Genomic DNA, 25,615 nt, shown 5'->3' with positions numbered 1-25,615 from the left:
CGTCCATGGGGGTATAATGCGGGGTTTTTCCACACGCAATGTCCCGTACAGGTACCCCCATGTCCCCTCTCGCCAGCGCCTTGCAACACTGCGACATGCTTTTGATAGACGGCCTTCACGCGTTCGATTTCACCTGCGACGAGCAGGGCCTTGCCATCGAATGCATGGACGGCCGCCAACTGCGCCGTTGGGTATTCACCGCCGCGCAGGTCGATGCAGCCAGTAAAGAAGTGAACGACTGGCGCATCTGCACTGCCGAAAGTGAGCACCGACTCATCTGTCTGGATGCATTTCGCGCCCCGGAAGAAGACCATGAACCGGACCTGGAAGACCCTGCTAACCGCTAGTTGCATGACCCTGACCTACACTGCCCAGGCTGCCACCTTGCTGGTTGGCACCTACACAGACGGTGCCAGCCAAGGCATCTACCGCTACGCCTTCGACAGCGAAGCCGGCACAATCCGCCCCGAGCCGCTGCAGGTGGTAGAGAGCGTCAGCCCCTCGTGGCTGGTGCTTTCCGAAGACAAGCGCCTGCTGTTTGCCGTCAATGAAACCGCAGACGGTCACGTCAGCGCATTCAACATTGCCAGTGATGGGAATGTACGCCTGCTCGATCAACTGTCTAGCCAGGGCGACGAGCCTACCCACGCCAGCCTTAGCCAGGACCAGCGTTACCTGTTCGTGGCCAACTACGCGGTCGATCCCGACCCAGGCGGCGGCCTTTCGGTGTTGCCGGTTGACAGGCAGGGTGCCTTGCAGCCGGTGATTCAGCAGGCGCGCCACCAGGCCAGCGGGGTCAACCCCGAGCGGCAGGCCAGCGCCCATGTCCATTCGGTGGTGCCGTCCCCGGACGGCCAGCATGTCTATGCCAGCGACCTGGGTGCTGACAAGGTGTTCGTCTACCGCTATGACGGGGCGAGCACGAACAAGCCACTGACCCCGTCACAGCCTGCCTCGGTTTCGTTGCCTGCGGGCAGTGGACCACGCCACTTGTTGTTCGACGCCAGCGGTAAGCATGCCTACCTGACCTTGGAGATGCATGCCGAAGTGGTGATGTTCGATGTCCGGGAGGGCGACCTGATCGAACGCCAGCGTCTGCCACTGACCGAGCGCCAGGAGGCGGCTGCCAAGGCGGGCGCGGGCTTGCACCTGTCGGCAGACGGTCGCTTTCTGTACGTCAGCAACCGCGGCACGGCCAACGAGATCGTCGTGTTCAGCGTCGGCAAGCAGGATGGACGGTTGGCGTTGGTGCAACGTCGTTCGGTCGAAGGTGACCACCCCCGTGAATTCGCGCTGGACCCCAGTGACAGGTTCCTGCTGGTCGCCAATCAGAAGAGCAACCAGATCAAAGTCATGCGCCGCGACCCGCTCACGGGCAAGCTGGGGGAAACGGTACAGACTTTCGATCAGCCGGCGCCGTCGGATCTGAAGTTCATGCGCTGACCTTCGCGTGCGATGACAGCTGTTGTCACTTGGCCATAATGGCTCTGAATAAGTCCGAGTCCAACCAGCCCTGCAGCCAGCCACGCACCCGCGGGTAGGGGGCTGTGGCAAACCAGTCGGGCTGGGCCGCGGCGAACTGCCGGATCAGCGGCAACAGTGCGGCGTCGGCGATACTTGGGTGCTTGGCCAGCAGGTAGGGTCGGCCGTGAAGCAGGTGCTCCAGGCGTTCCAACCAGTGTTGCGCAGCTTCGCGGTAGTCGTGCTGTGAGTGCTGTGGATAGCGCTCGGCATACTTGTACAGGTTCACTTGGGCCTTGAAGGTGGTGTCGTTGACGGCAATCAGCGCTTCGGCTTGCTGCGCCGCTTCGGGCGAGCTCAACAGGCGCCAGTCTTGCGGGTCGTTCTGCGCCAGTGCCCAGCGCATGATATCCAGGCTTTCATCGAGCACCTGGTTCCCGGTGTCCAGCACCGGAACGGTGCCCTTGGGTGACAGCGCCAGCAGGACGGCGGGCTTGTGTTTCATTGCCACCTCCTGCACGGTCACCTCACAGCCGGCATAGCGCAACGCGAGCCGGGCACGCATGGCCCAGGGGCAGCGGCGAAACGAATAGAGGATCAACCGCACACCTCGACGTCACTCAGGCCGTTGCCCAGGCGCCGGACCTGAATTTGCACCGGTATGCGCTCGTGCATTTCCTGCACGTGGGAAATCACCGCGACCTTGCGACCCTGGGCCTGCAAGCCGTCCAACGCGTCCATGGCCAGTTGCAAGGACTCGGGGTCGAGGCTGCCGAAACCTTCGTCGATGAACAGCGACTCGATGCGCAACGTGCTCGATGCCATCGAGGCGAGCCCCAAGGCCAAAGCCAGGGAAACCAGGAAGGTCTCACCCCCTGACAGCGAGTGCACCGAGCGCAGTTCATCGCCCATTTCGGTGTCCAGTACCAGTAACCCCAGCGCACTGCCGCCGCGCTTGAGCCGATAGCGCCGCGCCAGTTGACGCAGCTGGGCATTGGCATGGTGCAACAGCAGATCGAGGTTGTAGCCTTGGGCGATCTTGCGGAACACATCGCCCGAGGCCGAGCCGATCAGGCCGCTGAGCCGAGCCCAGCGCTGCCACTGCTGACGGGCCTGCTCGATCTGCTCGGCCAGGGCCTGCGAGGCGTGCTGACGTCGCTGGTCATCGGCCTGTTGGGCCCGCAGTTCGGCGCAGGTCTGCTCGTGAACGACCAGACGCTCGCGCAGTTCGAGCAGCGCCTGGTCCACATCCTGGACCGAGGTGTCGAGCGTCATCAGCGCAGCGTGCTGGCGCAGGCGCTGCTCGCGCTCCTGAAGCAGCACACGGCTCTGCTCGAGGGCTTTTTCCGCGCCCTGCAGGCGCTGGCGCAGTTCACTGGCCTGGGTGTCGTCCATGGCCAGCAGGCGATCAAGCCCTGCATCGTCCAGCTCCGGGTGTGTGGCGCGCCACTGGGCGATCTGATCCTGCAGCTGCTCGGCTTCTTGCTCCAGCGCCTGCAACTGCTCGGTGCTGGCCTTCAGTTCACCGGCCACCTGCACAGCCTGGGTGTGCAAGCCTTGCAGGCGCTGGGCGAGATCCGCTTCGACCGCGCGCGCTTGCTCCAGCGCGGTGTCCATGTGCTGTTGCCAGGCCTCGGCACTGACGTGCTCGCCCAGTAACTGCGCGAGCATGGCCCGGGCATGCTCGCGCTGCTCCTCCAGGGCTTTGAGCTGCTGGTCACGCTGGGCGAGGCTTTGCACACGCACCTGCTGTTGATCGTGCAGTTTGTCCAGCTGAACCTGGCGAGCTTGCTGTTCTTCCAGCTCATCCTTGCGCTGGTCGAGCTGTTGCAGGCGCTGGGCGATCTGTTGGTCAAGGGCAAGAAACGCGTTGGCCGGATCGTCTCGCAGCGCCTTGAGCGCTTCGTCGGGCATGACCCCAGCCAAGTCCACGAGCCCTTGCTGCAGGAGGCGCTCGTCGTTTTCCAGGGCCAGGTGTTGTTGCTCCAGGTGCCGCTGCGCTTGTTGGTGCGCGTCCTGGGCGGCTTGCAGTTGCTGGTTGAGACGCGCGGCCTCTTTCTGCAGGCTGAGCAAGGCCCGCTGGCGCTTTTCGTCGTTGCCGATCTCTGTATCCAGGCGCCGTAATTGGCCGTCGAGCCAACCGCTACGGGCATGGTCGTCCTGGGGCGCCAGAGCAGGCCAGAGGGCATGTTCATGAAGCTGCGCAACCAAAGGCTGCAACTGCTCGTCCAGCGCCGGCAGTTGTTGCTGAAAGTCCTTGAGCTGAGCATTGACCACACCTAGCTGGGTGCGCAGCTCGACCAGGCGCGTGTTGAGCGCTGCCACCTGACGCTGGGCAGCCTCTTCTTCGGCTTGGTCATGTTCGCCCAGGCTTTGCAGCAACACCTCGGGCTGATGGAACGGGTGTTCGGCGCTGCCGCACACAGGACAGGGCTCGCCGTCGCGCAGTTGCTCGCGCAGGGCTTGAACCGTGGTGTTGCGGGCCAGCCGCTGGCGCTCCAGCAGTTGACGCGTCAGGTTCAGCGCCTGCTCGGCGCTTTCCAGTTCAGCCTTGGCGGCGGTGCCTTCGCCAATCAGGCGCTGGCGCTCGACCATGGCGTGCTGCTGGCGATCACGCAGGGTGGCCTGTTGCTGACTCAACTCGAGCACGCGGGCGTGTACACGCGTCAATTGCTCCACGGCGCGATGCTGCTTGCGGTTGTCCTGCAGCATGCTGCCGAGCAGGTCGATCTGTTCTGCCAGGGCGTCAGGCTGCGCCTTAGCTTCGCGGAACAGGGCGTCATGGGCGTCGCGCTCGGCCTGCAGGTGGGCAGTGGCCTGGCTGGCTTGAGCCTGCAGGCCGGGCAGTTCCTCGCGGCCTTTGCCCAGCCGGCCGCCGATCAGCATCACCTGCTTGAGCTGCGGCAGATAGGCATGCCACGCACCGGCCAGCCCGGCCAGGTGCTGGCTCTCGGCCAACGCCGTGTCGATCTGGGCCAGTTGCTGTTGACTGCGTTCTTGGCTGGCTTGCAGTTGCTGCAACTGCTGTTGGCCCTCAGCCACTTGATGTTCGGCCTGCTGGCTGTCGCTGCGCTGGACGGCCAGTTGCTGATCGAGGCGGGCCAGGTTGTCCTGGGCCGTATAGGCTTGGCGCAGCAGCGGGCCTGCCTCGCTATGGGCGGCCTGGGCGGCGGTCAATGCAAGATGTGCTGTTTCCAACGCCTGCTGCTGCTCGGCTGTCCGCTGTTGCAGCTCGGCGTGATGCCGGGTGTGTTCGGCAAGCCTGGCGATGATCGGCGCGCGCTGCGCCGCCAGTGCCTGCTGGCGGTGAAACTGATGGCGCTGCGGGGCAAGACGCTCCAGGCGCGCCAGGTCCAGGCGCGGCTCGGCCAAGGCTTGCCAGTCCTGCTCGGCAGCCTCCAGGGCAGTGCGGGCCTGCGCCTGCTGGGCTTGCAACTGGTCATGTTCGATCAACCCACCGCGCTGCTGCTCCAGCTGTCGCTCGCCAGCCTGGGCGGTTTTGAGCTCGCGTTGCGCCTGTTCCAGACGTTGGTCCAGGTCGGCGCGGGCATCCGCGGCCATGGGCAGCAGGTGGCTGGCTCGCTCTTTCAAGGCGGCATGCGCCTCGCCCGCCTCGCGTGCTCGGGCAAAGGCCCGTTGGCCCAGGCGCGAATAGATCGCGGTATTGGTCAGTTTTTCCAGCAGTTCGCTGCGTTCGCGGTCGTCGGCCTTGAGGAACGCCCCGAACTCGCTTTGCGCCAGCATCACGGCGCGGGTGAACTGTTCGAAGTTAAGGCCCAGGCGCGTCTCGATCAGCTGCTTGTATTCGTTCTTGCCGCTGCCCAGCACCTGCTCGCTGTCCAGGTCGTAGAAGCTCTGGCGGCTGAGCTGGAGCTTGCCGTTGGCCTTGTCGCGAGCACGGTTCGCCTCCCAGCGCGCCCGGTAGCGGCGCCCGTCGACGCCGACGAAATCCACCTCGGCAAAGCCACTGCCGGTACCGCGACGCAACAGGTTGCGCGGGTCCGAAGTGGGGATCTCGCCATCGCCGTCCGGCACCTTGGCCTCACGGCCGATGTCATTCAGACGTGGCACCGTACCGAACAGCGCCAGGCACAGCGCGTCGAGCAGGGTGCTTTTACCTGCCCCGGTGGGGCCGGTGATGGCGAACAGACCCGCGCCTGCCAGGGGTTCCTGGGTGAAGTCGATATCGATCGGGCCCGCCAGCGATGCCAGGTTCTTCAGGCGAATGGCAAGAATCTTCATGGTTGCTCTTCTTCGTGCTGTACGTCCTGCAGCAGCAGGGCGAAATCGGCCAGCGTCTGCTCATCGGCAGGGTCGCCATAGGCTTGCGCCCAGGCACGGTTGAACAGGTCTTGCGGGGTCATCTGGGCCAGTTCGACGAACGCCGGGCCTTCGTCGTCGGCCGTTCGGCCGGCGTACTCGGCACCAATGCGAATCAACCGCACGGCTTTGGCGTGCAGCGCGGTTTCGATCTGCTGGCGCAGGTCGGGCTGCGGCTCGTTCAATACGACGCGCACCTCCAGCCAAGGCTGGCGGTTGGGGTCATCGAGCAGGTCCACCACGGGCAGGTCGGCCAGTTGCGTCAAGACCTCGTTCAGTGGGGCCGGCCCTATGCGTTGCAGCGGCACCGCACGCGGAACTGGGCGAGCCTCGACACTGGCCAGCGCCGCGCCGTCGAAAGTGACTTCCAGCACCTGGTGGGGGTAGTTGACCTCCGCGAACGACAACGGAATGGGCGACCCGCTGTAGCGGATACGGTCTTCGCGGTTGACCTTCTGGGGCTTGTGCAGGTGGCCCAGGGCGACGTAGCTGATGGCCTTGTCGAAGAGCTTGGCCGGCAATGCCTCGGCGTTGCCGATGATCAGGCTGCGCTCGGAGTCTTCGGAGACCGCACCGCCGGCCATGTGCGCATGGCTGATGGCGATCAGCGCCTGGTCCTTGCGCTGCCTGGCCTGGGCGGCGGCGATCAGTTGTTGGTGGACCCGCGTGATGCCTTGCAGGTAGTCGTCGCCCAGTTGCAGGCCGGTCACCTCCGCCGGCCGCAGGAACGGCAAGGCCAAGCACCAGGCGGTCACCTTGCCGCGCGCGTTGGTCAGCGGAATCAGCAGCCGCTCGACATCCAGTTGCCCATCGTCCAGCCAGTGCACGCGGCCCAGTGCATGGGTGCGCAGGCGGCGCATCAACGGCGCAGGCAGCTCGATGCGCGAGCCGGAGTCGTGGTTACCGGCGATCATCACGATATCCAGTTTCGGCTGCTGTTCGTGGGCCCTGACGATGAAATCGTACAATCGCTCCTGGGCTTTGACCGGCGGGTTGACGGTGTCGAAGACGTCGCCTGCGATCAACAGCGCATCAGGCTGGCGCAGGTGCAGTTGGCCGAGCAGCCAGTCGAGGAAGCAGGCGTGTTCGAAGTCGCGTTCCTGGCCATGGAGGCTTTGGCCCAGGTGCCAATCGGAAGTGTGAAACAGACGCATGGATGACCTGTGGGTATGAAGGTGCACGGGCGGGCAAGGGCGTTATGGTACCCCATGGACGCGGCGCTGTGCGGGCTGGTAAAGCCGGTCAGTACGCGGCGCGACGCCGGTCGACGATGTGCGGCGCTACCGGCTCACTTGGGGTACAGCGGTGGCAGGCTGCCGCTCTCGCCAGTGGGCAGCAGCACCTGTTCGGCCGGTGGAATGGTGCCGATCGCCCGCCACAGGTCTTCGCCTTGCCAGTGCTGGCCGCTTTCGCTGTACAGCGCACCGTTCAACCCATCCAGGGCGTCGGACAAGGGCACGAAGCGCGCGGCCATCTCGGCCAGGGTCTGCGGTTGTTGCCGCGCCCAGGCATCCAGAGCCTGACGCGTGGCCTGGGGGTCGTTGGCCAGGCAGGCACGCTTGAGGTCGTCCAGCAGGGTCCGAGGGCTGGGCCCTGTCTGTGCCGCACGCAGCACCGCTGGCTGCGAACGGGCGCGCCACCACAGGGTGAAGCCCAGTAGCGTGGTCAACGCAAGCACAAGGGTCGCCACCTGCCAAGGCCACAGCAGCGCGCTGCTGCCATTGCCCACCACCGGAGTCTCGGCCACCAGGGCGGGGTTGTCCTGCACGGTGATCGAGCGTGCAGGCAGGCCACTGTGCTCGAGGTGATCTTCGCGTGTGTTCCACCAGGTCACTTCCAGCGCAGGTAAGGCCAGCGGGCCGCTGTGGGTAGGGATGAGCGCCTCGCGTTCCTCGCGGGTGGCGGTCATGCCCCGTTCGCTGATCTCGTTGCGCAACAACGGCTGGTCGGGGTAGCGGCGCAGGCCGTTGGCCTCGGTGGGCGGCACTGGCGGCAACTGAGCGCTGGACAGGCCTTCGGCGCGCAGGGTGACGGTGCGGGTCAACGAGTCGCCGATCTGGGTCTGCTGAGCGGCAGGATCGGGGCTCCAGCGTTCCTCCAAGGTCAGGCTATGCGCGGGCAGCCAGGGCAGTCCGGCTGGCCACTGGGCCGGGACGGGCCGTACCGTCAGGCGCAGCGGCAGTGAGCTGACCTGTATCTGGCGGCCGGCACGTCCAGCGCCGTTGCCGTTCTGCTCGGCCTGGCTGCTGGCCGCAGCCGTGGCGGTGAAGGTCAGTGAAGGAATGTCCAGGGTGCCGCTTTGCTGGGCATAGACCGCATAGCGCGTTTCGATCACGCCATGGCGCACACCCTGGATTTCCTTTTCGTAGGTGCGCGATTCGCCCAAGGGCTCGACCTTGGCGTTGTCCAGTTGCAGCGGGCTGAGGCTGCTGTCGTCATACAGCGCCACCGAATGGTAGATGCGCAGGGTCAGTACAGCCTGGGCCTGCACGTAGACATCGGTGCTGTCCAGGGTTGCCTCGATGAATACCTGGGCGTTGTCCTCGCGGTTGGCATCGGCTTGCAGCACTTGCAGGTCCACCGGCTGGCTGAACGACTGCCCCAGTTGCAGAGCAGGAATCTGCAGGCTGCCGCTGCGCCGGGGCAGGAGCGTGATGATCCAGCGGGTGCTGGCGCGGGTTTCGCCATCGAGGGTGTGCAAGCTATTCAGCTGCCGGGTGCTGCGCACCTCGAAGTCGCCTTCCAGGGCTCGCAGGTCAGGCTTGCCGAACTCGGTCACATCCTGGCTTTCGAGGGTCAGCTCCAGGCTCTCGCCGGCTTCCAGGCGGGTACGGTCGACACTGGCCTTGAGCGACGGCTCGGCATGAGCCAGCAGGTTCCAGAGCAGCATGAGGAGAAAGACGCCGCAGCGACTCATCGTGGGGTTTCCTGTTGCAATTGCTGTTCGTACCAGAATTTGCGCCGGAGCAACTGCGCGGGATTGTCGGGGATTTCTCGTAGCCATTGTTCAAGCGCCTGGCGTTGCTCGGCATCCAGCGCGGTGGTGACAGGCGTGTGGGGTGGTTCGACCACATCGTCATCCTCGCCTGGCGGGTTGCCAGGTGCACCCTGGTCACTGCCGTCGCCTTGCGCCGAGGCGCCGTCCCCCGCCTGCTCGTCGGAACCGGGCGCAGGCTCTGCCGGGCTGCCTTGTGCGCTGCTGTTCCCCTCGGTTTCACGGCCTGGCGAACCCTGGGCTTCGGTGCTGGCGGGCTGTTCGGCAGCTTTGCCCTGGCGCTGGGCCAGCATTTGCTCGACCAGGGCCTGATTGTCCAGCGCCGCCTGCAAGTCCGGCTGACGCTCCAGGGCTTGATCATACGCGTCCAGCGCTGCTTCCAGTTCACCACTGTACGCCAGGGCATTGCCGCGATTGTAGTGGGCGGCGGCGGTGTCCACCTGCAGAAAGGCCTCGGCGGCGCCGGCATAGTCGCCCGCCTGGTACAAGGCCATGCCCCGCCATTGAGGGTCACGGAAGCGGCCGGCGGCTTCGGCGGCTCGACCCTGTTCGAGCAGGCGCTGGCCTTGCTGGTCGGGGCGCAGCCACAGATCCTCGAGTTCGAACGCCTGGCCGGGCTGGGGCAGGGCGAGCAACAGGGGCAGGCAGAATAGCCAACCCCGCCGACCGGCACAGGCTGCCAGCAACAGCAATGGAATCAGCAGCCAGTACCCCTGGTCGGCCCAGCTGTCCAGTTGCAAGGTCTGGCCCTCGCTGCGTGTGCTGCGCGGGTTGTCGAACAGCCCGAGGCCGCGCAGGTCCAGGTCATCGATGCGGGCATGCCGGTAGCGCCCGCCGGTGCCGTTGATGAAGCCTCTAAGGGCTGCACTGTCCAGCCTTGGCAACAGGATCGCGCCCTGGTCATCCTTGAGAAATTCGCCGTTGGCCTGGCGCACTGGCGCTCCGTCACGGCTGCCGATGCCCAGCATCAGCAGGCTCGGACCATGGCGACCCAGTGCCTGGCTGATGCCTTGGCGCTCGGCGGCGCTGAGCGAGGACCCGACCAGCAGCAATCGCCCCTGGCCAAGGCCGCTCTGGGCGAGCAGCGCCAAGCCCTTGTGCACGGCAAGGTCTGCCCGTTGGCCGGGCTTGGGCATGATCGAGGGGTCGAGCGCTTCGAGCAGGTTGCGGGTGGTGGCCAGGTCATCGGACAGCGGCACCAGGGTATGCGCCGACCCCGCGTAGACCACCAGTGCGGTCTGGCTGTCACGGCGGTGCTCAAGTACGTCGAGGACCTTGCGGCGCGCCTGCTCAAGGCGATTGGGCGGACTGTCCTCGGCCAGCATCTGCGGGGTCAGTTCCAGCAGAATGACCAGAGGGTCGGCAGGCCGCTGGTGGTTTTCCTCCACGCGTTGCCAACTCGGGCCCAGCAGGGCCAGCACCACCAGCAGCCAGGCCAGGCCCAGGGCTATCCAGGGTAGCTTGCTGGTGGCGCCGCTGCCGCCACCGAGCAGCACGTTGTGGAAGGCCGGGGGCAGGATCATTTGCCAACGCCCGGTGCGCCTGCGCCGGTGCCATAGCTTGAACAGCAACCAGCCGAGCACGGGCACGCTCAACAACCACAGCGGGCGTAGCCATTGGGGCCACAGATCAATCATCGCGGCCTCCTCAGGCGCAGGCGTTTGAGGCGCTGCCGCCATTGTGGGTGCGGTTGCAGAAAGCGCGGCTTGCGCAGCTGGCGCTGCAGCGGGTTGTCCGGCCACTGTTCGCTGATCACCAGCAGCACGCTCAGCAGCAACGCCAGGGCCAGCGGCCAGGCATACAGGGCCTTGGCGGTACGCGCCTGGGTCGGCTGCTGCGCCACAGGTTCCAGCCGGTCCAGCGTGTCGCCGATGGCGTCGAGTTCGGCGCCATCATGGGCGCGGAAATACGCGCCCTGGGTGGTCTCGGCGATTTCGCGCAAGGACGCTTCATCCAAGTCCAGGCTGGGGTTCAGGCCCAGCAGGCCAGGGGTGCCGGTGGCTTGCGGGTCGGCGCCAATGCCGATGGTGTAGATGCGCACGCCCTCCTGAGCGGCCAGACGGGCGGCGGTGAGGGGGTGGATCAGCCCGCCATTGTTGGCCCCGTCGGTGATCAGCACCAGTACCCGGCTCTGCGAGGGCCGCTGGCGCAGCCGCTTGACGGCCAGGCCGATGGCGTCGCCGATGGCGGTGTTCTTGCCGGCGATGCCGATCTGGGCTTCATCGAGGAAGGTGCGCACCGTGCGCCGGTCGAAGGTCAGCGGAGCCTGCAGGTAGGCCTGGCTGCCGAACAGGATCAGCCCCACGCGGTCACCTTCACGGTCCTGCAAAAAGTCGCCCAGCAGGGCCTTCACCAGGTCGAGCCGGCTGATGTCCTCGCCCTGCCACTGCATGTCCGGAAAGTCCATCGAGCCAGACACGTCTACCGCCACCAGTAGATCGCGCCCACTGGCTGCCACCGGCATCGGCTCGCCCAGCCATTGGGGGCGAGCGGCGGCGCACAGCAACAGCAGCCAGATCACGACGAACGGCGCCTGCTGGCGCCAGGTTGGCAGGTTCAGACGGGCGCGGCGCCCCGCCAGGCTTTCGAGCTCGTGCAGGAAGCCGACTTTCAGCACGGGCTCCCCACTGTCGGCGGCAGGCAGGACGAGCCGTGCCAGCCAAGGCAGGGGCAGCAAGGCGAATATCCACGGCCAGGCCAGTTCAAACATGCTTGCGAATCCAGGTTTCCACCGCCTGGCTGAGCCCGGCGATGGCCTTGTCGTCCAGGCGGCATTCGGGCTTGTAGGCCCCTTCGACCAACACCATCCAGCGGGTCAGGCCTGCCGCCGGGCAGCGGTTGTCAAGAAACGCCAGCCACTGCCGGCCATTGAGCGTGTGGCTGTTGGCCAAGGGGTAGTGACTGCGACACAGCCGTTTGAGCAGGGCGTTGATCTGCTGCAGCCAGGCGCCGGCAGGCGCTTTGTCATAAGGGCGGGGCAGGCGCGCCAGTTCCTCGAGGGCGGCCACGCGCACCGGGTCCAGCGGCTGCTCGGTGCGCGGCACCGGCCGTTTGCGGGGGCGCCAGTGACGCAGGCGCCACAGGCCCCAGGCCAGCACGGGCAACAATGCCAGCAGCAGCCACCAACCAGGCGCCGGCGGCCATGGGCTGATCGGCGGGGGCGCGATCAATGGCTGCAACTGGTCAAGCGGGTTCATGAGGCGTTGCCCAGGCGTTGTGCGCTCAGGTAATCGCGCAATTGCTCGATCATCTCGCTTTGCGTGGTCAGGGGCATCAGCAGCACCCTGAGCTTTTGCGCCATCAATTCCCAGCGCTCGATGCGCGCCTCGGCCTGTTGCCGGTAGGCCTGGCGCAGCCCTTGGTCCAGCGTGTCCAGTTCCAGCTGCGCACCCCGTTGCGCGAACCTCAGCAAGCCGGCTGCCGGCAGGGCGTGGTCCAGTGGGTCCGATACCGGCATCAGCAACAGGTCGCAGTGACGGGAGAGCATGGCCAGGTGCTGTTCGCACTGGGGCGTCAACGAGCGCTCATCGCAAATCACGATGGCCAGGCTGCCAGGCCTCAATACTTCCCGCGCCCTGCGCAGCGCAAGGCCGAGGCTATCGGTCTGGGCCACGCCTTCGGTGTGCAGCGACTGGTTGACCTTGGCCAGGCGATTGAGCAGTTGCAGCAAGCTTTGCTTGCTGCGCCTGGGTTTGATCTCGTGGGGATCGTTGTCACCGAACACCAGCCCCCCGATCCGGTCGTTGTGCCCCAGCGCGGCCCAGCCGAACAGGGCAGCTGCCTGAGCCGCCAGTACCGACTTGAACACCAGCCCGGAGCCGAAGAACAGCCGCTGGCTCTGCTCAACGAGAATGAAGATCGGCCGCTCGCGTTCTTCGTGGAACAGCTTGGTGTGGGGCTCTTGGGTACGGGCAGTGACCCGCCAGTCGATATTGCGCACATCGTCACCGGCCTGGTACACCCGCACCTGATCGAAGTCCACACCCCGGCCCCGCAACTTGGAATGGTGCAGGCCCACCAGCGGGCTGCGTTGGCCGGGGTTGGAGAACAGTTGGATTTCGCGCACGCGGTGGCGCATGTCGATGAGTTCGGCAAGGGTGATGCGAATGCCGGGTTCGATCAGCGGGGCGCTGGACATGGGGTCAGGCAACGGCCACGACGTCGAGGATACGCTGCACGACCCGGTCCTGGTCGACCCCCGCCGCCTCGGCTTCGAACGACAGGATGATGCGGTGGCGCAACACGTCGAACAGTACTGCCTGAATGTCCTCGGGGCTGACGAAATCGCGCCCGGCAAGCCACGCGTGGGCCCGTGCGCAGCGGTCCAGGGAAATCGAACCGCGCGGGCTGGCGCCGTAGGCAATCCAGTCGGCCAGTTCGTTGTCGAATTTGGCCGGCGTACGCGTGGCCATGACCAGTTGCACCAGGTACTCCTCCACCGCGTCCGCCATGTACAGACCGAGGATCTCCTTGCGTGCTGCGAAGATCGCCTGCTGGCTGACCCGCCGTTCGGGCTTGGTCTCACCCCCCAGCGCCTCGCCACGGGCCTGGGCCAGGATGCGGCGCTCCACGGCGGCGTCGGGGAAGCCGATCTTGACATGCATCAGGAAACGGTCGAGCTGCGCTTCGGGCAGGGGATAGGTGCCTTCCTGCTCGATCGGGTTCTGCGTGGCCATGACCAGGAACAGCGGCGACAGGTCGTAGGTACTGCGCCCCACACTGACCTGACGCTCGGCCATGGCTTCGAGCAGCGCCGATTGCACCTTCGCCGGCGCCCGGTTGATTTCGTCCGCCAGCACCAGGTTGTGAAAGATCGGCCCCTGCTGGAACACGAAGCTCCCTGTCTCGGGCCGATAGATCTCGGTGCCGGTGATGTCAGCGGGCAGCAGGTCAGGGGTGAACTGGATACGGTGAAATTGCGCCTCGATGCCCTCGGCCAGTTCCTTGATGGCCTTGGTCTTGGCCAGGCCCGGTGCACCTTCCACCAGCATGTGGCCATCGGCCAACAGCACGATCAGCAGCCGCTCGACCAGCTTTTCCTGGCCAAGGATCTGGGAAGAGAGAAAGGTGCGCAGCGCGATCAGCGCCTCACGGTGTTCCATCGGCGACGGTTCCTGATAGAGGACCAGGCGGCTGATGGCAGCGGCCCGGCAAGGGTTGATACTTTAATCCATCCGAGGGGGTGGCGACCAATGGCGGCTTGGAAATTTATCCATCCTCGGCTGCCTGGCACCCGGAAATGTCCTGCCCGATGATCGCCATTGCCTGATGGTTTGGCATCGTGCCGTGGCGCTTGGTTGTGCTTTTCAGCCAGGCAGGTAGCACTACAATGCAGACGCACATCACCGGGAGCCACAGGGCAGACGCTATCGAAATACGTCTGGGCCTATTCTTCGACGGCACGGGCAACAATCAGCACAACACCACGGTGTCGCACGGCAAGGGGGCAAGCTACGACAATGCCTTGAGCAACGTCGCACTGCTGCATGACCTCTATGCGCAGCAACCGGAAGACGATGGGCAGCGCGTCGTGCTCAAGCACTATGTCCAAGGGATTGGCACCCAGGCTGGGGAAGCCGATGACATCTATGCATCGGCCACCGGTCGCGGGCGTACGGGCATCCAGGCGCGTGTGGAGCAAGCGCTGGCCGATATCGCCGCGCTGTTGCGCGACTGGCAGCAAGGCCATCGGCAAACGCGCATCGAGCGGATAAGTGTGGACCTGTTCGGTTTCAGCCGCGGTGCAGCGGCGGCCAGGCATATGGCCAATGTGTTGCGCAACGAGCCCGCGCGTTTGTTTCCACACTGCCCGATCGTCATCCATTTCATCGGCTTGTTCGACACGGTGGCAGCCATCGTTGCACCCCTGCAAGGGGATTTCGACCCCGCCGATACCCGTCAGGGTGGGCTGCAGCTCGGGTTGCCCGAAGGCATTGCCAACCATGTCGTGCAACTGGTGGCCGGGGATGAGCAGCGCCACAACTTTCCCCTGATAGGCAGTGGGCACGACATCGTGCTACCGGGTGTGCATTCGAATATCGGTGGTGGCTATCAGGATGTGGTCGACGAAGACGTGCTGCTGTGCAAGCCCCAGTCCCAGCGGGTAGCGGCTGGGGTGCCTGCACAACAGACCGGCGTCTACACAGCCGTCGCCGCATTGATGGTCACCGCGTTCAAGGACCTTGGCCAACCGCCTGCGCGGGTGGTTAGTTGGGAACATCCTGTGCCTGGTGGGGAGCCCCGTGAACCGCAGAAACAGGTTTATGCCGCCATTGGTCGAAGGCGACAGGTAGCCGGGCAGCTGTCACGGGTCTACTTGAGCATCATGCGCGAGTACGCAGCGCGCGCGGGCGTGCCCTTTGCACCGCTGGGCTGCCACAGGCAGCACGCTGTACCGGAGGAGCTGCGTGGCATCAGCGACAAGTTGCATGCCTATGCGTTGGGGGCCTGCCCATCGCTGGAACTGACCGAGCCGGAGCAAACCCTATTGCGCGAGCGCTACATCCATACCTCGGCGCACTGGAATGCCGTCAAGGGCATGCGCAGCAGTTCACTGGACGTGCTGTTCATCGACCGGCCGGGCGTAGCGGGGCGGGTGGTGCATCCTAATCCTGTCTAGGGTGTTCGGGTGCAGAGTGGGGCTGCCTTGCACCAAATCCGTAGGCTATCGGGTTTTCCGGGGGTGCAGCTTAGCCGCGATGGGCCGCAAAGTGGCTCCCCGACATTCTCGGCTGCAAAGCTGAAATATTGGGGCCGCTTCGCGCCCATTGCGGTCAGTCCGGCCCCCCGGCAAGCCCGCTCCCACAAAGAATCCCTCACACCTCGGTATCCTGAGCCCTGCACGCTATCGATCACAGCGATAACCACTATCGAGCGGCCGGCCTCTCGCCTGGCAGCCCTTGCTCTTATACTCGCGGCCTGATTTAGCCTCTCGTGCGCCTGTCTCAGGCGCCCTGTCATGGAAGTGTGCACAATGCCAAGCGTCAGCCCGGCCCCTCGTGGTCTGCCCGAACACCAACAGCAAAGCCTGCTCCAGCAATGGCTGGCCATTCTCTCCGTGGCCGTGGGCGCGTTCGCCCTGGTGACCAGCGAGTTTCTCCCAGTAGGCGTGCTGAACGACGTCGCCAACGATCTGGGCATCAGCGCAGGGCTTGCCGGGCTGATGGTCACCTTGCCCGGCATCATGGCGGCCCTGGCGGCGCCGACCATTTCTGTCGGTGTCGGCAACCTGGACCGGCGCTACCTGCTGATTGGCCTGACCCTGATCATGATCCTGGCCAACGCCATCGTCGCCTTTGCCGGTAACTTCCACCTGTTGCTGCTCGGGCGCGTGCTGCTGGGGGTGAGTATCGGTGGCTTCTGGGCGACCGCCATCGCCTTGAGCAGCCGCCTGGCGCCCGAGGGCGTCGGGGTGGCCAAGGCCAATTCGATCATCATGGCCGGCGTCACCCTGGCCACGGTCATCGGCGTGCCGGTGGGTACCTGGCTCAGCGGGTTGATGGGCTGGCGGATGACGTTCCTGGTCACCGCTGTGGTAGGGGTGCCGGTACTGCTGGCGCAGGTCATGCTGCTGCCCCGGTTGATGCCGGAAAAGGCGATCCGCATCAGCGACCTGCCGGCGTTGTTCATCAACCCGCAAGCGCGCGTGGGCCTGATTGCCGTGTTGCTGATCGGCCTGGCGCATTTCGCGGCCTACACCTACGTGGCCCCTTTCTTCAAGCAAAGCGCCGGCTTCGATGGCCCAACCATTGGCTCATTGCTGCTGCTCTACGGTGTGGCAGGCTTCATGGGCAACATCTTCGCCGGCTTTGCGGCCAACCGCAGTGTGCGGCATACCCTGCTGCTGGTGGCATTGCTGATAGCCACCAGCACGGCGCTGTTCCCGCACTTTGCCACTGGCATGACGGGCGCTGCCATGCTGATCGCGTTATGGGGCTTTGCCTTCGGGGCGTTTCCTGCCTGCGCGAACATCTGGATGTTCGTGGTCGCGCCCAAGGATGTGGAACGGGGCATGCCGCTGTTCGTGGCCATGTTCCAGGTCATCATCGCCGTGGGCTCGTTCTTCGGTGGTCAGGTGGTCGATCACTTGGGCACCGGCGTGCTGCTGAGTGCGGCCACGGCACTGGTAGGTTGCGGTTTCGTGACGGTGCTGGTGCTCGGGCGCAGTGTCAGCAATGCGATGGTCAGCCAGCCGGGTTGAGCCTGGCAATGATCGACCCGCGTCTGGGCGGTGTGGGGGGATTGGAATGAACGCGGCGCACCGACTAAGGGTCGCATGTTCACACCCTCCAAGAAGGAAACCTGCAATGAAAGCGATGACTCGACTGTTCACTGGCCTGGCCCTGGTTGGCGCGATGGGCGCTTCTGTTGCCTGGGCCGATCAGCCCGGCGCCGACTGGAAAGTGAACAAGGATCAGGCCGAAGCTGCCCTCAAAGGCGCCGGTTACACCCAGATCACCAAGATCGAAGCCGATGACGGTCACTGGGAAGGCGAGGGGATGAAAGCTGACGGCAAGCAGTACGAGTTCAAGGTCGACCCGCACGATGGCCGTATCGTCAAGGATGAACTGGATAACTGAGTTCAGCCTGCATTCAAAGCCCATCAGGCCCACGCAACAGCGTGGGCCTGATGCATTGGGTCAGCGGCGCAGCAGGCGCGAGACTACCATGGCCAGCGCGGCACCGATGGCTACAGCTGCAAACGGCTTTTCCTTGACGAACGACGAGACGCAGTTCACGGCATCACCGTAAGTCTTGGTCACCTGGCCGGCAGCCTGACGGCCTTCGCCTTCGGCTTCCAGGGCCGGATCGTCGATCAGACGACCTACAGCGCTCTGGGCTTTACCGGCAATGTTCTCTGCTACACCTTCGATCTGTTCGCGTTTCATGGTTCGGTCATCCTTTCGCTAACGGGATTGGTTAAATAGCAAAAGGTTAGGGCTTTAGCGCCGCCCATTGGTTCCAACGAAAGCGGTCCCAACTACTGCCGCCCCGTGCACCTGCCGCTGCTACGTGCCCTCACGCACATGCCGTTCCAGGATCCTCGGCCCGCTGCCTTCCTCGCCCAATACATCCTGTGGGTTACGTAGCGGGCATTGCTCCAGCGACAGGCAGCCGCAGCCGATGCAGTTGTCCAGGTTGTCGCGCAACGCCTGGAGCAGACGGATGCGCTGGTTCAGGTCTTCTCGCCACGCGCTGGACATTTCGCCCCACTGAGCCGCCGTGAGCTTGCTGTTGGGCGGGTAGCGCCCCAGCGCCTGCTTGATGTCATCCAGGGCAATACCGGTACGCTGGGCCACCTTGATGATCGCCAGGGTGCGCAGCACCAGCGACGGATAGCGGCGTTGGTTGCCAGCTGTGCGCGTGCTGGCGATCAAACCTTTGCTTTCATAGAAATGCAGTGCCGATACTGCGATACCGCTGCGGCGAGCCACCTCACCTACGGTAAGCATCCGTGTCGAATCTGCTGCCATGCGGGTCGATCTCCAATGAGTGGCTGTGGTGCGTCAGAACGCTGGGGGGAAAGCAGCGGCGCTGGCGGGCATGCGGTCGCGGCGTAGCTGGTTGACCAGGCTGTAGCGATCAGCGGGGTAAAGGTTTTCGCAGACCGCCATCAGGTCGCCGTTTTCCTCGCGGTAGTGGCGCACCACGCACAGCGCCGGTGAACCCGGCTCGGCACTCAATACCTGTGCCTGTTGCAGGGTGAGCGACTGTGCCTGAATGTGCTGGTCGATCACCGCGATGACTCGCCCGTAATGCTGCTCGATCAGGCGGGCAATCAACTGCTCGGGATGTGCCTGGGCCAGCTCGATCACCTGCACGTAGTCGGATTGGGCATAGACGGCGCTTGCACACAGCGCCAAGGCGTGCCCGGCAGAGGTACGGTGCAGCGCCTCGATGCAGAAGTACTGTTCCCCTGGCACCAGTCCCAGGCGCTCGGCCTCTTCAGGGGCGGCCACGAATTGGCGGATATCGCGAATCTGACGCAAGGGTGCCTGAAGATGATGGGAGAGCTCTGCCAGGTTCGTGATCGATTGCCGGTAGCCAATCTGGGGGTGGCGCGCCTGGACACGTGTCCCAACGCGCTTGCGCCGGGACACCAGGCCCAGGCTCTGTAACTGCTCGACCGCCGCGCGAACCGTGTGCCGGCTTACACCATACAGCGCGCACAGCTCCATTTCAGTGGGCAACAGGCCCCCGACCGGGTAGCGGCTGCTGGCGATTGCCTCGATCAAGTCCTTGGCCACGGTGGCATAGCGGGCTTGGTGCATGGGTCGAACCTGTCTGGATGTTGTACAAAGGCGCCAGTGTACCAGCCGTCGGTCGCTCCCGAGCCAAGCTCCCCTCCATGGCCTCATTGCCCCTTGTGCGACCTCAGTAGCAACGCTGCCACCGCACAGCCGAGCAACGCCAGGCAGGCCAGGTAGAACGCATCGCTGTAGGCCATCAGGTAGGCTTCGCGGCCGATGGTGCCCGACAAACCTTCGAGCCACTGCTGTGAGTGCCAGAGCCATGTCTGCACGGTCGGGTCCAGGCGCGCGTGCAACTGCGGCTCGAACACGGTCACGTGCTCATGGATGCGCGCACTGTGCAGGCGTTCGCGCGTGGCCACCAGTTGGGTCAGGCCGGCCGTGCCGATGGCGCCACCCAAGTTACGCAGCATCGAGAACACCGCCGAGGCGGACCCGGCCTCGCGCTTGTCCAGCCCGGCCACTGCCAACACGGACAACGCGACCATGATGAAAGGCTGGCCGATGCCCCGCACCACGGTGGAAGGGATGATCACATTGTCGGCACTGTCAGCAGTCAGGCTGGCGCCCATCCAGCAGCCCAGCGCCATGATCATGAACCCGCTGGCCACCATGAACTTTGCGCTGGTCCACCTCATCAGGCGCGGCATCAACGGCGCCAGCAGCAGCTGCATGAGCCCGTAGGCGATCAACGCCACACCCACGTCTCGTGCACTGAAGCCCTGCAGTTGCGACAGGTAGTTGGGCACCAGAAACACCAGCCCGAAGGTGGCGGCGCCGAATATGAACATCGCCAGGCTGGCCACGCCGAAGTTGTAACGGCCCAGCAACCGCAGGTTGATGAACGCGCGCGGGCCGAACAGCTGGGTTGTCACGAACAGCACCAGGGCCAATGCCGACACCACGGTCATGCCGGTGATGAACGAAGACCCGAACCAATCCAACCGGCCGCCTTCTTCCAGCACGATCTGCAGCCCGCCCAGGCCGATCACCATGGCGGCGATGCCCAGCCAGTCACCGTGGCGCAGCAGCTGCAACTTCATCGGCCTGGCCTCGATGGACCAGGCAATGGCGCACAGCAACGCGATACCAGGAAACAGCTGCAGGTAGAAGATCCAGCGCCAGGAATAGGCATCGGTCAACCAGCCGCCGATCGAAGGGCCCGCGGCCTGCGCCACGCTGTTGGCCAGGCTGAACAAGGCCATGCCCATGGCCATCCGGCTGGCCGGCAATTCGGTGATGATCAGCTGGAACGACAGCGGAATCAGGACGGCACCGGCGGCGCCCTGAATTACCCGGATCACGATCATGGTTTCAAGGTTCGGCGCCCACGAACAGGCCACCGACGCGATCAGAAAGACCAGCGAGCCCGTCCACATCACCCGGCGCAGGGAGAACACCTCCACCAGCCAGGCCGTCAAGGGGATCATCACGATCTCTGCCACCAGGTAGGCAGTGGATATCCATGAGCCTTCCTCGAAGCTGGCGCCTAGCGAGCCGCGTATCTCGGGCAGTGCGGCGCTGGTGACGTGCACGTTCATGCCGGCCATGAAACAGCCGAACAGCCCGCCCAGCACGGCCACCCAGGCGCGCAGGGATACCGGTTGTTCAGTGCGCATCGGCAGGCTCCGGCGTACGCGTGTCGACGGTGGTTACCACCGACATGCCGGGCAGTATCTGCGGCCCGTTTGCGGGCAAGTCGAGCAGGATGCGCACCGGAAAACGCTGGACGATCTTGGTGAAGTTGCCCGTGGCATTGTCCGACGGCAGCAGCGCGAAGACATTGCCCGAGGCCGGCGAGAAGCTCGCCACCTGACCTTTGAATGCATGGCCAAGGAAGCTGTCCACCTGAACCTGCACAGGCTGCCCTGGGCGCATCCGAGCCAACTGGGTTTCCTTGTAGTTGGCCACGACATAGGCTTGCGCCACCGGCACCACCGCCAGCAACGGCTGGCCTGGCGCCACGTATTGCCCTGCACGCACGCGGCGTTGGCCCACTACGCCTGCCACCGGGGCGCGCAGTACGGTGTCTTGAGCGTCCTGTTCGGCCAGCCGGCGTTCGGCGCTGGCGCTTTCGAAGGCGGCCTGGCGCTGCTGCAAGTCGGCCTCGACCTGGGCAGCGCCGGCCTTGGCCATCCGTTGCTGTGCCTGTTGTTCACGCCATGCTGCCTTGGCCCCTTGCTCGACAGCCTTGGCCTGGTTGGCGGCGGCCAGCGCCTGCTCCAGCCGTTGGGTCGTGGCGGCCTCATCGCGTACCAAGCCCTGGTAGCGCTGCAGGTCCAGCTGGCTGCGACGACGTTCGGCGCTGGCACTGTGCACGGCGGCCTCGGCCTTGAGGGTTGCCTGCGCCTGCTGCTCGATGCGCTGCATGGCCAGCTCGCGGTGAGCCCGCGCTGCGTCTATGGCTGCCTGCGCCTGGCGTTCGGCAGCGCGCGCGCGATCCCTGCGGGCCTGGTAATCGCGATCCTGCAACCGCACCAGCACAGCGCCGGCTTGAACCGGCTGGTCATCTTCGACCTCTACCGTCGCCACATAGCCTGCCACGCGCGAACTCAATGCCACCCAATCGGCGCGGATGTAGGCGTCATCGGTACTTTCCAGGTAGCGCCCGGTGGTGAACCAGTAGCCAGCGAGCGCCAGTAGCGCCAGCACGCCCAGGCCTGCGCCGCCGGTATAAACCAACCGCCGTCGCGGGCGAATGGTCGCATGCTCGGCAGTCGGGGTGGGGGTGGGCGTTTCTACAGCAGCGTTCATGGTGGGGTTCCATTGTCGAGTGGAGGCAGTTGCGCTTTGCGAGCGGTGGGCGTTGGGTGGTGAGCGGTGCCTGGGGCGTGGCGGATTCACCATCCCCCGCCCAGTGCGCGAAACAGGTCGATCTGCGCCCTGGCCACCTTGCCGCGCGCCTCGAGGAGCTGGTCATGCAGGGCAATCAGCTCGCGCTCGCTGTCAAGCAGGGCCAGCCCGTCCTGGGTGCCCGCACGGTAGCTGGCCTCTGCCAGGGCGAAGCCACGCTGGCTGTGCTCAAGCGCGGCCTGCAGCGAAGACAGGTGCTGCTGCTCACCGGCATGACGGGCCAAGGCCTGGCGCACATCCTTCAGGGCCTTGAGCGCGACGCTGCGATAGTGAGCGCGCTGGGCCTGCTGCAAAGCCTGGGCCTTGCCCAACCGGGCACGATTGGCTTGCAGGTTGGGAAATTCCCAGCTGATCAGCGGGCCGACGCCGAACGTGATGGCGCGGCTGGCACCCAGGCCATTGACGTGGCGATCAGCACTAGCCAGCTGGGCGCCAAAGCGAACCTTGGGGTACAGGTCGGCGCGCACGATGTCCGTTTCCAGGCCGGCGGCTTGCAACGCTCGTTCAGCCTGGCGTACGTCGGGGCGCCGCTCGAGCAGGTGCCAGCCATCGCCTGTGGGCAGCGCTGCCGTAAGCGAAGGGATGGCAGCGCAGGGTTGGGTGTGATCGACCGTGACCTCACCCGCCAGCGTGCTCAGCTCGAACAGTGCCACCTGGCGCCGCGCCTCGAAAACGGGTATCCGGGCGCGAACCTGCTCACGCAGGCCAAGCAGCCGCTCACCGTCCAGCGCCGTAGCGATGCCGGCCTGACGCTGGCGGTCGCTCAACAGCAGGCTGCGATCAAGGGTGTGTAGGGCTTGCCTGGCTTGACTCAGGCGAGCGGTGTAGACGCATTGTTCGATGTAGGCACGGCTGGTCTGGGCTGCCACCTGCAGCCCCACGGCATCGTGTGCGGCGGCCGCGGCCTGCGCTTGCGCCTTGGCGCGATCGATTTGGGCTTGCACCTGCCCCCACAGGTCCACCTGATAGGCCAGCTCCATGCCCGGATTGAACTGCCAAGAGGAAGTAGCTCGGCTGTCACGGGCCTGGGCCAGGGTCTGATCGTCACTGTCCCTGCCGTAGGTCGCAGCAATGCCCAGCGAGGTGGCAGGCAGGCGCTGCGCCTGGAACTCGCCAATGCCGGCCAGCAGTGCGCGCACGTTGGCTTGAGCCTGAGCCAGGTCCTGGTTATTGGCCAATGCGCGCTCCACCCAGTACTCGAGTTGCGGGTCCTGGTACAGCTGCCACCAGCGCCCGGGTAAAGGCTGTGCGCTAACCCCGGCCTGGGTCTCGGTCAAAGGGTTGACCCGCATGGCCGCAGGGGGCTGTTCGCAGGCGACGGGGTGCGTGCAACCTGCCAGCAGGCCGAACGTCAGCACAGTGCAAAGGCGTACGGGGGAGGGGATCATCGACAAAGTGGGCATCATGAGCATCGCTTGGCAGTCATGATGCAACGTTAACGAGACCGGTCAGGCCAAGGCTGCCGCAAGCGGGACAACCGTGCGCGCCAGCCGGACAACCCGAGCCGTTTCAGCGGGGGCGTGCGCTACCGTCCTGCCAGTCGCTGGGCGCGTACCCCAGGATACGCTTGAACATGGCTGCAAAGGCGCTGGGGCTCTGGTAGCCGTGTTCGAGCGCCACATTGATGATCGGCCGACCTGCCGCCAGGCACTGCTGGCTCAACATCACCCGCGCCCGAGCGCGCCATTGGCCGTGGGACATGCCCAGCTCGCGCTGGAACAGCCGGGCCACATTGCGTGTGCTCATCTTCAGCGCCGTGGCGCACTGTTCAAGGGAATGTTCCTCGGCCGGTGCCTGCAGCATGCGCTCGCACCAGGCCCTCAGGCGTGGGTGCGTCGGCAGTGCTATGAACGTGTCGATGCGCCTTGCGTGGGCGAGCTCGCCCAGTATGAGCGCCCGTACGTGCTCCCCCTCCCGGATACCGAGCATGCGCGAGGCGGCCAGGATCAACTCACGCAGCAACCCCGTCACCACGATCACCTGGCAGTGGTCGACGTGGGGCGCCAGCAGCAGGGAGCGCATGCTGACGACGCCTTCCATGACAATCGCATGGCTGACGCCGGCCGGCACCCACAGCGCATTGCCCCCATGAATCACCCAGCTTCCCGAATCGGTATTCACATGCACAGTGCCACTGGCTGCGTAGATCAGCTGGTCGTGGGCGTGGCAGTGGCTGGCCACGTGATCGCCGGGGGCGTAATCCATTTCGAGTGTTTGCATGGCGGGATCCATTGTGGGAATGGATCCAATTGTAAGGATGGATTGTGTGTAGATGTTGCAAAGCGTGGGGTAGCGTGCGTGCTAAGTGCGATTGAATTGCTTGATCTTCTTAAGAGTTGAGGCTTGATTGCGGATTATTTGGTTTTTGCAGTTGTAACTGTGTAGCCGAGCGGAGTGTCTAGGGCGCTCAACGGTCTATCCCGGGCATGCCGGCTGTCGAGGGAGGTCGGCATGCAGGAACTGGACGTTACAAGCCTTCCTCAAGCGCGAGCAGTGCTTCGACGGTCTGCCGACGTCGGATCAAGCGCACGGCCTGGCCTTCGATCATCACCTCTGGCAGCAAGGGCCGGCTGTTGTAGTTGGACGACATGGAGGCACCGTAGGCACCGGCATCGTGAATCACCAGCAAGTCGCCGACCTGGGCCTGGGGCAAGTCCTGAGGGCAGAGTGCCTGGTCATCCTGAGTGAACACGTCGCCTGATTCGCACAGTGGGCCGGCCACCACGGTCGGTTGCCGCGGGCGGTCCACGGGGCGGCCATCGGCATCGAGCAGGGTCATGGCATGGTAGGCCCCGTACATCGCAGGGCGCATGAGGTCGTTGAAGCCAGCATCGACCAGCACGAACGTGTTGCGGCCCACCTGCTTGACGGCACGGACTTCGGTCACCAGATAGCCCGACTCGGCCACCAGAAAACGCCCTGGCTCGATCTCCATGCGCACCGGGTGGCCCAGCAGCGCTTCTATTTCCTGGCGTGCCACTGCCCAGGTTTGCGCGTAGCGCTGCAGGTCCACCGGCGTGTCGGTAGTGCGGTACGGCGTCGAGAGCCCACCGCCGATCGAGAACGCTTCGATATCGGTGTCCAGGCGCGCGATCAGCTCGATCATGGCGCGAGCCACCTGCTCCAGATGGGTGTAGTCCACGCCGGAGCCGATGTGCATGTGCACGCCCACCAGGTGCAGGCGATGGGCCCTGATGCAGGCGAGCGCCTGCGGCAAGTCTTCATGCCAGATGCCATGCTTGCTGTTCTCGCCCCCGGTATTGGTCTTGCGGCTGTGGCCATGGCCGAACCCCGGGTTGATGCGCAGCCAGACACGGTGCCCTGGCGAATGCTCGCCCAACTGGCGCAGCATGTCGATGGAGCCTGCATTGACTTCGATCTTTTCCACGATCACGCGTGCCAGGGTAGCGCGGTCCAGCACGTCGCAGGTCAGCACCACCCCCGCAGGCTCGCCCGCCACACTGGCGCCGGCTGCAAAGGCGCGTTCCATTTCCCCAAGCGATACTGCATCGAGTACCAGGCCGTGCTCGCGCATCAAGCGCAACACCTGCAGATTGGGATTGGCTTTCTGGGCGAAGCGTACGGTATCGAATGGCTTGAGCTGTTCTATCCGGCTGAGGATGGTGGCGGCGTCGTAGGCCCACAGGGGTGAACCGTACTGGCGAACGGCGTTGGCTAGGACAGAGAAGGGAATGGTCATGATCGAATGGCTCGGCACAGGTGGAAGCCGACAGCA

General features: G+C 65.0%; 22 protein-coding genes. 5 read left to right on the top strand and 17 right to left on the bottom strand.

Annotated features, from left to right (window positions below; all coding sequences use genetic code 11):
* Positions 1–59: 59 nt before the first annotated feature.
* On the top strand, positions 60–347 hold the full coding sequence (locus tag ACF8E5_RS11565) for a DUF5629 family protein (RefSeq protein ID WP_058637657.1): 288 nt from the start codon (positions 60–62) through the stop codon (positions 345–347).
* Complete coding sequence (locus ACF8E5_RS11560; RefSeq protein WP_058637656.1) at positions 313–1,443, top strand: lactonase family protein; 1,131 nt, start codon at positions 313–315, stop codon at positions 1,441–1,443. Before ACF8E5_RS11565 ends, ACF8E5_RS11560 begins: the two co-directional genes overlap by 35 nt.
* Positions 1,444–1,468: 25 nt before the next feature.
* Here ACF8E5_RS11560 and ACF8E5_RS11555 read toward each other — a convergent pair whose 3' ends face one another.
* The 9 genes from ACF8E5_RS11555 to ACF8E5_RS11515 all read right to left on the bottom strand — a co-directional run bounded on the left by ACF8E5_RS11555 (position 1,469) and on the right by ACF8E5_RS11515 (position 13,878).
* On the bottom strand, positions 1,469–2,062 hold the full coding sequence (locus tag ACF8E5_RS11555) for a glutathione S-transferase (protein WP_392475315.1): 594 nt from the start codon (positions 2,060–2,062) through the stop codon (positions 1,469–1,471).
* A complete protein-coding gene (locus ACF8E5_RS11550) occupies positions 2,059–5,703 on the bottom strand; it encodes an AAA family ATPase (protein WP_392475298.1) in 3,645 nt (1,214 codons plus the stop codon). Before ACF8E5_RS11550 ends, ACF8E5_RS11555 begins: the two co-directional genes overlap by 4 nt.
* A complete protein-coding gene (locus ACF8E5_RS11545; RefSeq protein ID WP_392475297.1) occupies positions 5,700–6,935 on the bottom strand; it encodes an exonuclease SbcCD subunit D C-terminal domain-containing protein in 1,236 nt (411 codons plus the stop codon). The genes ACF8E5_RS11550 and ACF8E5_RS11545 overlap by 4 nt, the downstream gene beginning before the upstream one ends.
* A 134-nt stretch (positions 6,936–7,069) precedes the next feature.
* Positions 7,070–8,698 (bottom strand): BatD family protein, encoded by a 1,629-nt coding sequence (locus ACF8E5_RS11540; RefSeq protein WP_392475296.1) that lies wholly within the window; start codon positions 8,696–8,698, stop codon positions 7,070–7,072.
* Positions 8,695–10,413, bottom strand: coding sequence for a tetratricopeptide repeat protein (locus ACF8E5_RS11535; protein ID WP_196186477.1), 1,719 nt, complete (start codon positions 10,411–10,413; stop codon positions 8,695–8,697). The genes ACF8E5_RS11540 and ACF8E5_RS11535 overlap by 4 nt, the downstream gene beginning before the upstream one ends.
* Complete coding sequence (locus ACF8E5_RS11530) at positions 10,410–11,486, bottom strand: VWA domain-containing protein (RefSeq protein ID WP_078478242.1); 1,077 nt, start codon at positions 11,484–11,486, stop codon at positions 10,410–10,412. The genes ACF8E5_RS11535 and ACF8E5_RS11530 overlap by 4 nt, the downstream gene beginning before the upstream one ends.
* Positions 11,479–11,973, bottom strand: coding sequence for a DUF4381 domain-containing protein (locus ACF8E5_RS11525; RefSeq protein WP_182140589.1), 495 nt, complete (start codon positions 11,971–11,973; stop codon positions 11,479–11,481). The genes ACF8E5_RS11530 and ACF8E5_RS11525 overlap by 8 nt, the downstream gene beginning before the upstream one ends.
* On the bottom strand, positions 11,970–12,914 hold the full coding sequence (locus ACF8E5_RS11520) for a DUF58 domain-containing protein (protein WP_392475295.1): 945 nt from the start codon (positions 12,912–12,914) through the stop codon (positions 11,970–11,972). The genes ACF8E5_RS11525 and ACF8E5_RS11520 overlap by 4 nt, the downstream gene beginning before the upstream one ends.
* A 4-nt stretch (positions 12,915–12,918) precedes the next feature.
* Positions 12,919–13,878, bottom strand: a complete 960-nt coding sequence (locus ACF8E5_RS11515; protein ID WP_023533720.1) for a MoxR family ATPase — start codon at positions 13,876–13,878, stop codon at positions 12,919–12,921.
* Between the two features lie 227 nt (positions 13,879–14,105).
* On the opposite strand from ACF8E5_RS11515, the gene ACF8E5_RS11510 reads away from it, so the two are divergent.
* From ACF8E5_RS11510 to ACF8E5_RS11500, 3 genes are all read left to right on the top strand, one after another.
* Positions 14,106–15,395 carry a DUF2235 domain-containing protein gene (locus tag ACF8E5_RS11510; protein ID WP_196186480.1) on the top strand — a complete coding sequence of 430 codons (1,290 nt, stop codon included), beginning with the start codon at positions 14,106–14,108 and terminating at the stop codon, positions 15,393–15,395.
* A 354-nt stretch (positions 15,396–15,749) separates the two neighbouring features.
* Positions 15,750–16,976, top strand: a complete 1,227-nt coding sequence (locus ACF8E5_RS11505) for an MFS transporter (protein WP_058604510.1) — start codon at positions 15,750–15,752, stop codon at positions 16,974–16,976.
* A gap of 106 nt (positions 16,977–17,082) precedes the next feature.
* Complete coding sequence (locus tag ACF8E5_RS11500) at positions 17,083–17,355, top strand: PepSY domain-containing protein (RefSeq protein WP_023533665.1); 273 nt, start codon at positions 17,083–17,085, stop codon at positions 17,353–17,355.
* A 60-nt stretch (positions 17,356–17,415) separates the two neighbouring features.
* Here the strand turns inward: ACF8E5_RS11500 and ACF8E5_RS11495 are convergent, their stop codons facing one another.
* The 8 genes from ACF8E5_RS11495 to lysA form a co-directional block, all read right to left on the bottom strand.
* The gene (locus ACF8E5_RS11495; protein WP_023533700.1) at positions 17,416–17,664 is read right to left on the bottom strand and encodes a CsbD family protein; all 249 of its coding nucleotides are present in this window, start codon (positions 17,662–17,664) and stop codon (positions 17,416–17,418) included.
* Positions 17,665–17,784: 120 nt separating this feature from the next.
* Positions 17,785–18,249 (bottom strand): redox-sensitive transcriptional activator SoxR, encoded by a 465-nt coding sequence (gene soxR, locus ACF8E5_RS11490; RefSeq protein ID WP_058604511.1) that lies wholly within the window; start codon positions 18,247–18,249, stop codon positions 17,785–17,787.
* A gap of 33 nt (positions 18,250–18,282) precedes the next feature.
* The gene (locus tag ACF8E5_RS11485) at positions 18,283–19,047 is read right to left on the bottom strand and encodes a GntR family transcriptional regulator (protein WP_058637647.1); all 765 of its coding nucleotides are present in this window, start codon (positions 19,045–19,047) and stop codon (positions 18,283–18,285) included.
* 83 nt (positions 19,048–19,130) lie between these two features.
* Complete coding sequence (locus ACF8E5_RS11480) at positions 19,131–20,645, bottom strand: MDR family MFS transporter (protein ID WP_058637646.1); 1,515 nt, start codon at positions 20,643–20,645, stop codon at positions 19,131–19,133.
* Positions 20,635–21,780: an HlyD family secretion protein gene (locus tag ACF8E5_RS11475; protein WP_392475294.1), complete on the bottom strand. Its 1,146-nt coding sequence runs from the start codon at positions 21,778–21,780 to the stop codon at positions 20,635–20,637. The genes ACF8E5_RS11480 and ACF8E5_RS11475 overlap by 11 nt, the downstream gene beginning before the upstream one ends.
* 86 nt (positions 21,781–21,866) lie before the next feature.
* The gene (locus tag ACF8E5_RS11470; RefSeq protein ID WP_392475314.1) at positions 21,867–23,282 is read right to left on the bottom strand and encodes an efflux transporter outer membrane subunit; all 1,416 of its coding nucleotides are present in this window, start codon (positions 23,280–23,282) and stop codon (positions 21,867–21,869) included.
* A 106-nt stretch (positions 23,283–23,388) separates the two neighbouring features.
* Positions 23,389–24,099, bottom strand: a complete 711-nt coding sequence (locus ACF8E5_RS11465; RefSeq protein WP_197844327.1) for a helix-turn-helix domain-containing protein — start codon at positions 24,097–24,099, stop codon at positions 23,389–23,391.
* A 247-nt stretch (positions 24,100–24,346) separates the two neighbouring features.
* Entirely contained in the window at positions 24,347–25,579 is a 1,233-nt protein-coding gene (lysA, locus tag ACF8E5_RS11460; RefSeq protein WP_197844326.1) for a diaminopimelate decarboxylase, read from the bottom strand.
* Between the last annotated feature and the right edge of the window lie 36 nt (positions 25,580–25,615).

Origin of the sequence: Pseudomonas sp. WSY_20, assembly GCF_043104335.1 — a bacterium.
Classification (GTDB): Bacteria; Pseudomonadota; Gammaproteobacteria; order Pseudomonadales; family Pseudomonadaceae; genus Aquipseudomonas; species Aquipseudomonas parafulva_B.
Note: the sequence above shows the minus strand (reverse complement) of the source record. Positions and strands in the feature narration are given on the sequence as shown.

Excerpts from the sequence above, each read along its gene's own strand:
- ACF8E5_RS11560 (WP_058637656.1), top strand. The coding sequence starts at position 313 with ATGAACCGGACCTGGAAGACCCTGCTAACCGCTAGTTGCATGACCCTG.
- ACF8E5_RS11545 (WP_392475297.1), bottom strand. The coding sequence starts at position 6,935 with ATGCGTCTGTTTCACACTTCCGATTGGCACCTGGGCCAAAGCCTCCAT.
- ACF8E5_RS11510 (WP_196186480.1), top strand. The coding sequence starts at position 14,106 with ATGCAGACGCACATCACCGGGAGCCACAGGGCAGACGCTATCGAAATA.
- ACF8E5_RS11565 (WP_058637657.1), top strand. The coding sequence starts at position 60 with ATGTCCCCTCTCGCCAGCGCCTTGCAACACTGCGACATGCTTTTGATA.
- soxR (WP_058604511.1), bottom strand. The coding sequence starts at position 18,249 with ATGGCAGCAGATTCGACACGGATGCTTACCGTAGGTGAGGTGGCTCGC.
- ACF8E5_RS11505 (WP_058604510.1), top strand. The coding sequence starts at position 15,750 with ATGCCAAGCGTCAGCCCGGCCCCTCGTGGTCTGCCCGAACACCAACAG.
- ACF8E5_RS11530 (WP_078478242.1), bottom strand. The coding sequence starts at position 11,486 with ATGTTTGAACTGGCCTGGCCGTGGATATTCGCCTTGCTGCCCCTGCCT.
- ACF8E5_RS11540 (WP_392475296.1), bottom strand. The coding sequence starts at position 8,698 with ATGAGTCGCTGCGGCGTCTTTCTCCTCATGCTGCTCTGGAACCTGCTG.
- ACF8E5_RS11535 (WP_196186477.1), bottom strand. The coding sequence starts at position 10,413 with ATGATTGATCTGTGGCCCCAATGGCTACGCCCGCTGTGGTTGTTGAGC.
- ACF8E5_RS11495 (WP_023533700.1), bottom strand. The coding sequence starts at position 17,664 with ATGAAACGCGAACAGATCGAAGGTGTAGCAGAGAACATTGCCGGTAAA.
- ACF8E5_RS11550 (WP_392475298.1), bottom strand. The coding sequence starts at position 5,703 with ATGAAGATTCTTGCCATTCGCCTGAAGAACCTGGCATCGCTGGCGGGC.
- ACF8E5_RS11520 (WP_392475295.1), bottom strand. The coding sequence starts at position 12,914 with ATGTCCAGCGCCCCGCTGATCGAACCCGGCATTCGCATCACCCTTGCC.
- ACF8E5_RS11470 (WP_392475314.1), bottom strand. The coding sequence starts at position 23,282 with ATGCCCACTTTGTCGATGATCCCCTCCCCCGTACGCCTTTGCACTGTG.
- ACF8E5_RS11515 (WP_023533720.1), bottom strand. The coding sequence starts at position 13,878 with ATGGAACACCGTGAGGCGCTGATCGCGCTGCGCACCTTTCTCTCTTCC.
- lysA (WP_197844326.1), bottom strand. The coding sequence starts at position 25,579 with ATGACCATTCCCTTCTCTGTCCTAGCCAACGCCGTTCGCCAGTACGGT.
- ACF8E5_RS11465 (WP_197844327.1), bottom strand. The coding sequence starts at position 24,099 with ATGCAAACACTCGAAATGGATTACGCCCCCGGCGATCACGTGGCCAGC.
- ACF8E5_RS11475 (WP_392475294.1), bottom strand. The coding sequence starts at position 21,780 with ATGAACGCTGCTGTAGAAACGCCCACCCCCACCCCGACTGCCGAGCAT.
- ACF8E5_RS11480 (WP_058637646.1), bottom strand. The coding sequence starts at position 20,645 with ATGCGCACTGAACAACCGGTATCCCTGCGCGCCTGGGTGGCCGTGCTG.
- ACF8E5_RS11485 (WP_058637647.1), bottom strand. The coding sequence starts at position 19,047 with ATGCACCAAGCCCGCTATGCCACCGTGGCCAAGGACTTGATCGAGGCA.
- ACF8E5_RS11500 (WP_023533665.1), top strand. The coding sequence starts at position 17,083 with ATGAAAGCGATGACTCGACTGTTCACTGGCCTGGCCCTGGTTGGCGCG.
- ACF8E5_RS11525 (WP_182140589.1), bottom strand. The coding sequence starts at position 11,973 with ATGAACCCGCTTGACCAGTTGCAGCCATTGATCGCGCCCCCGCCGATC.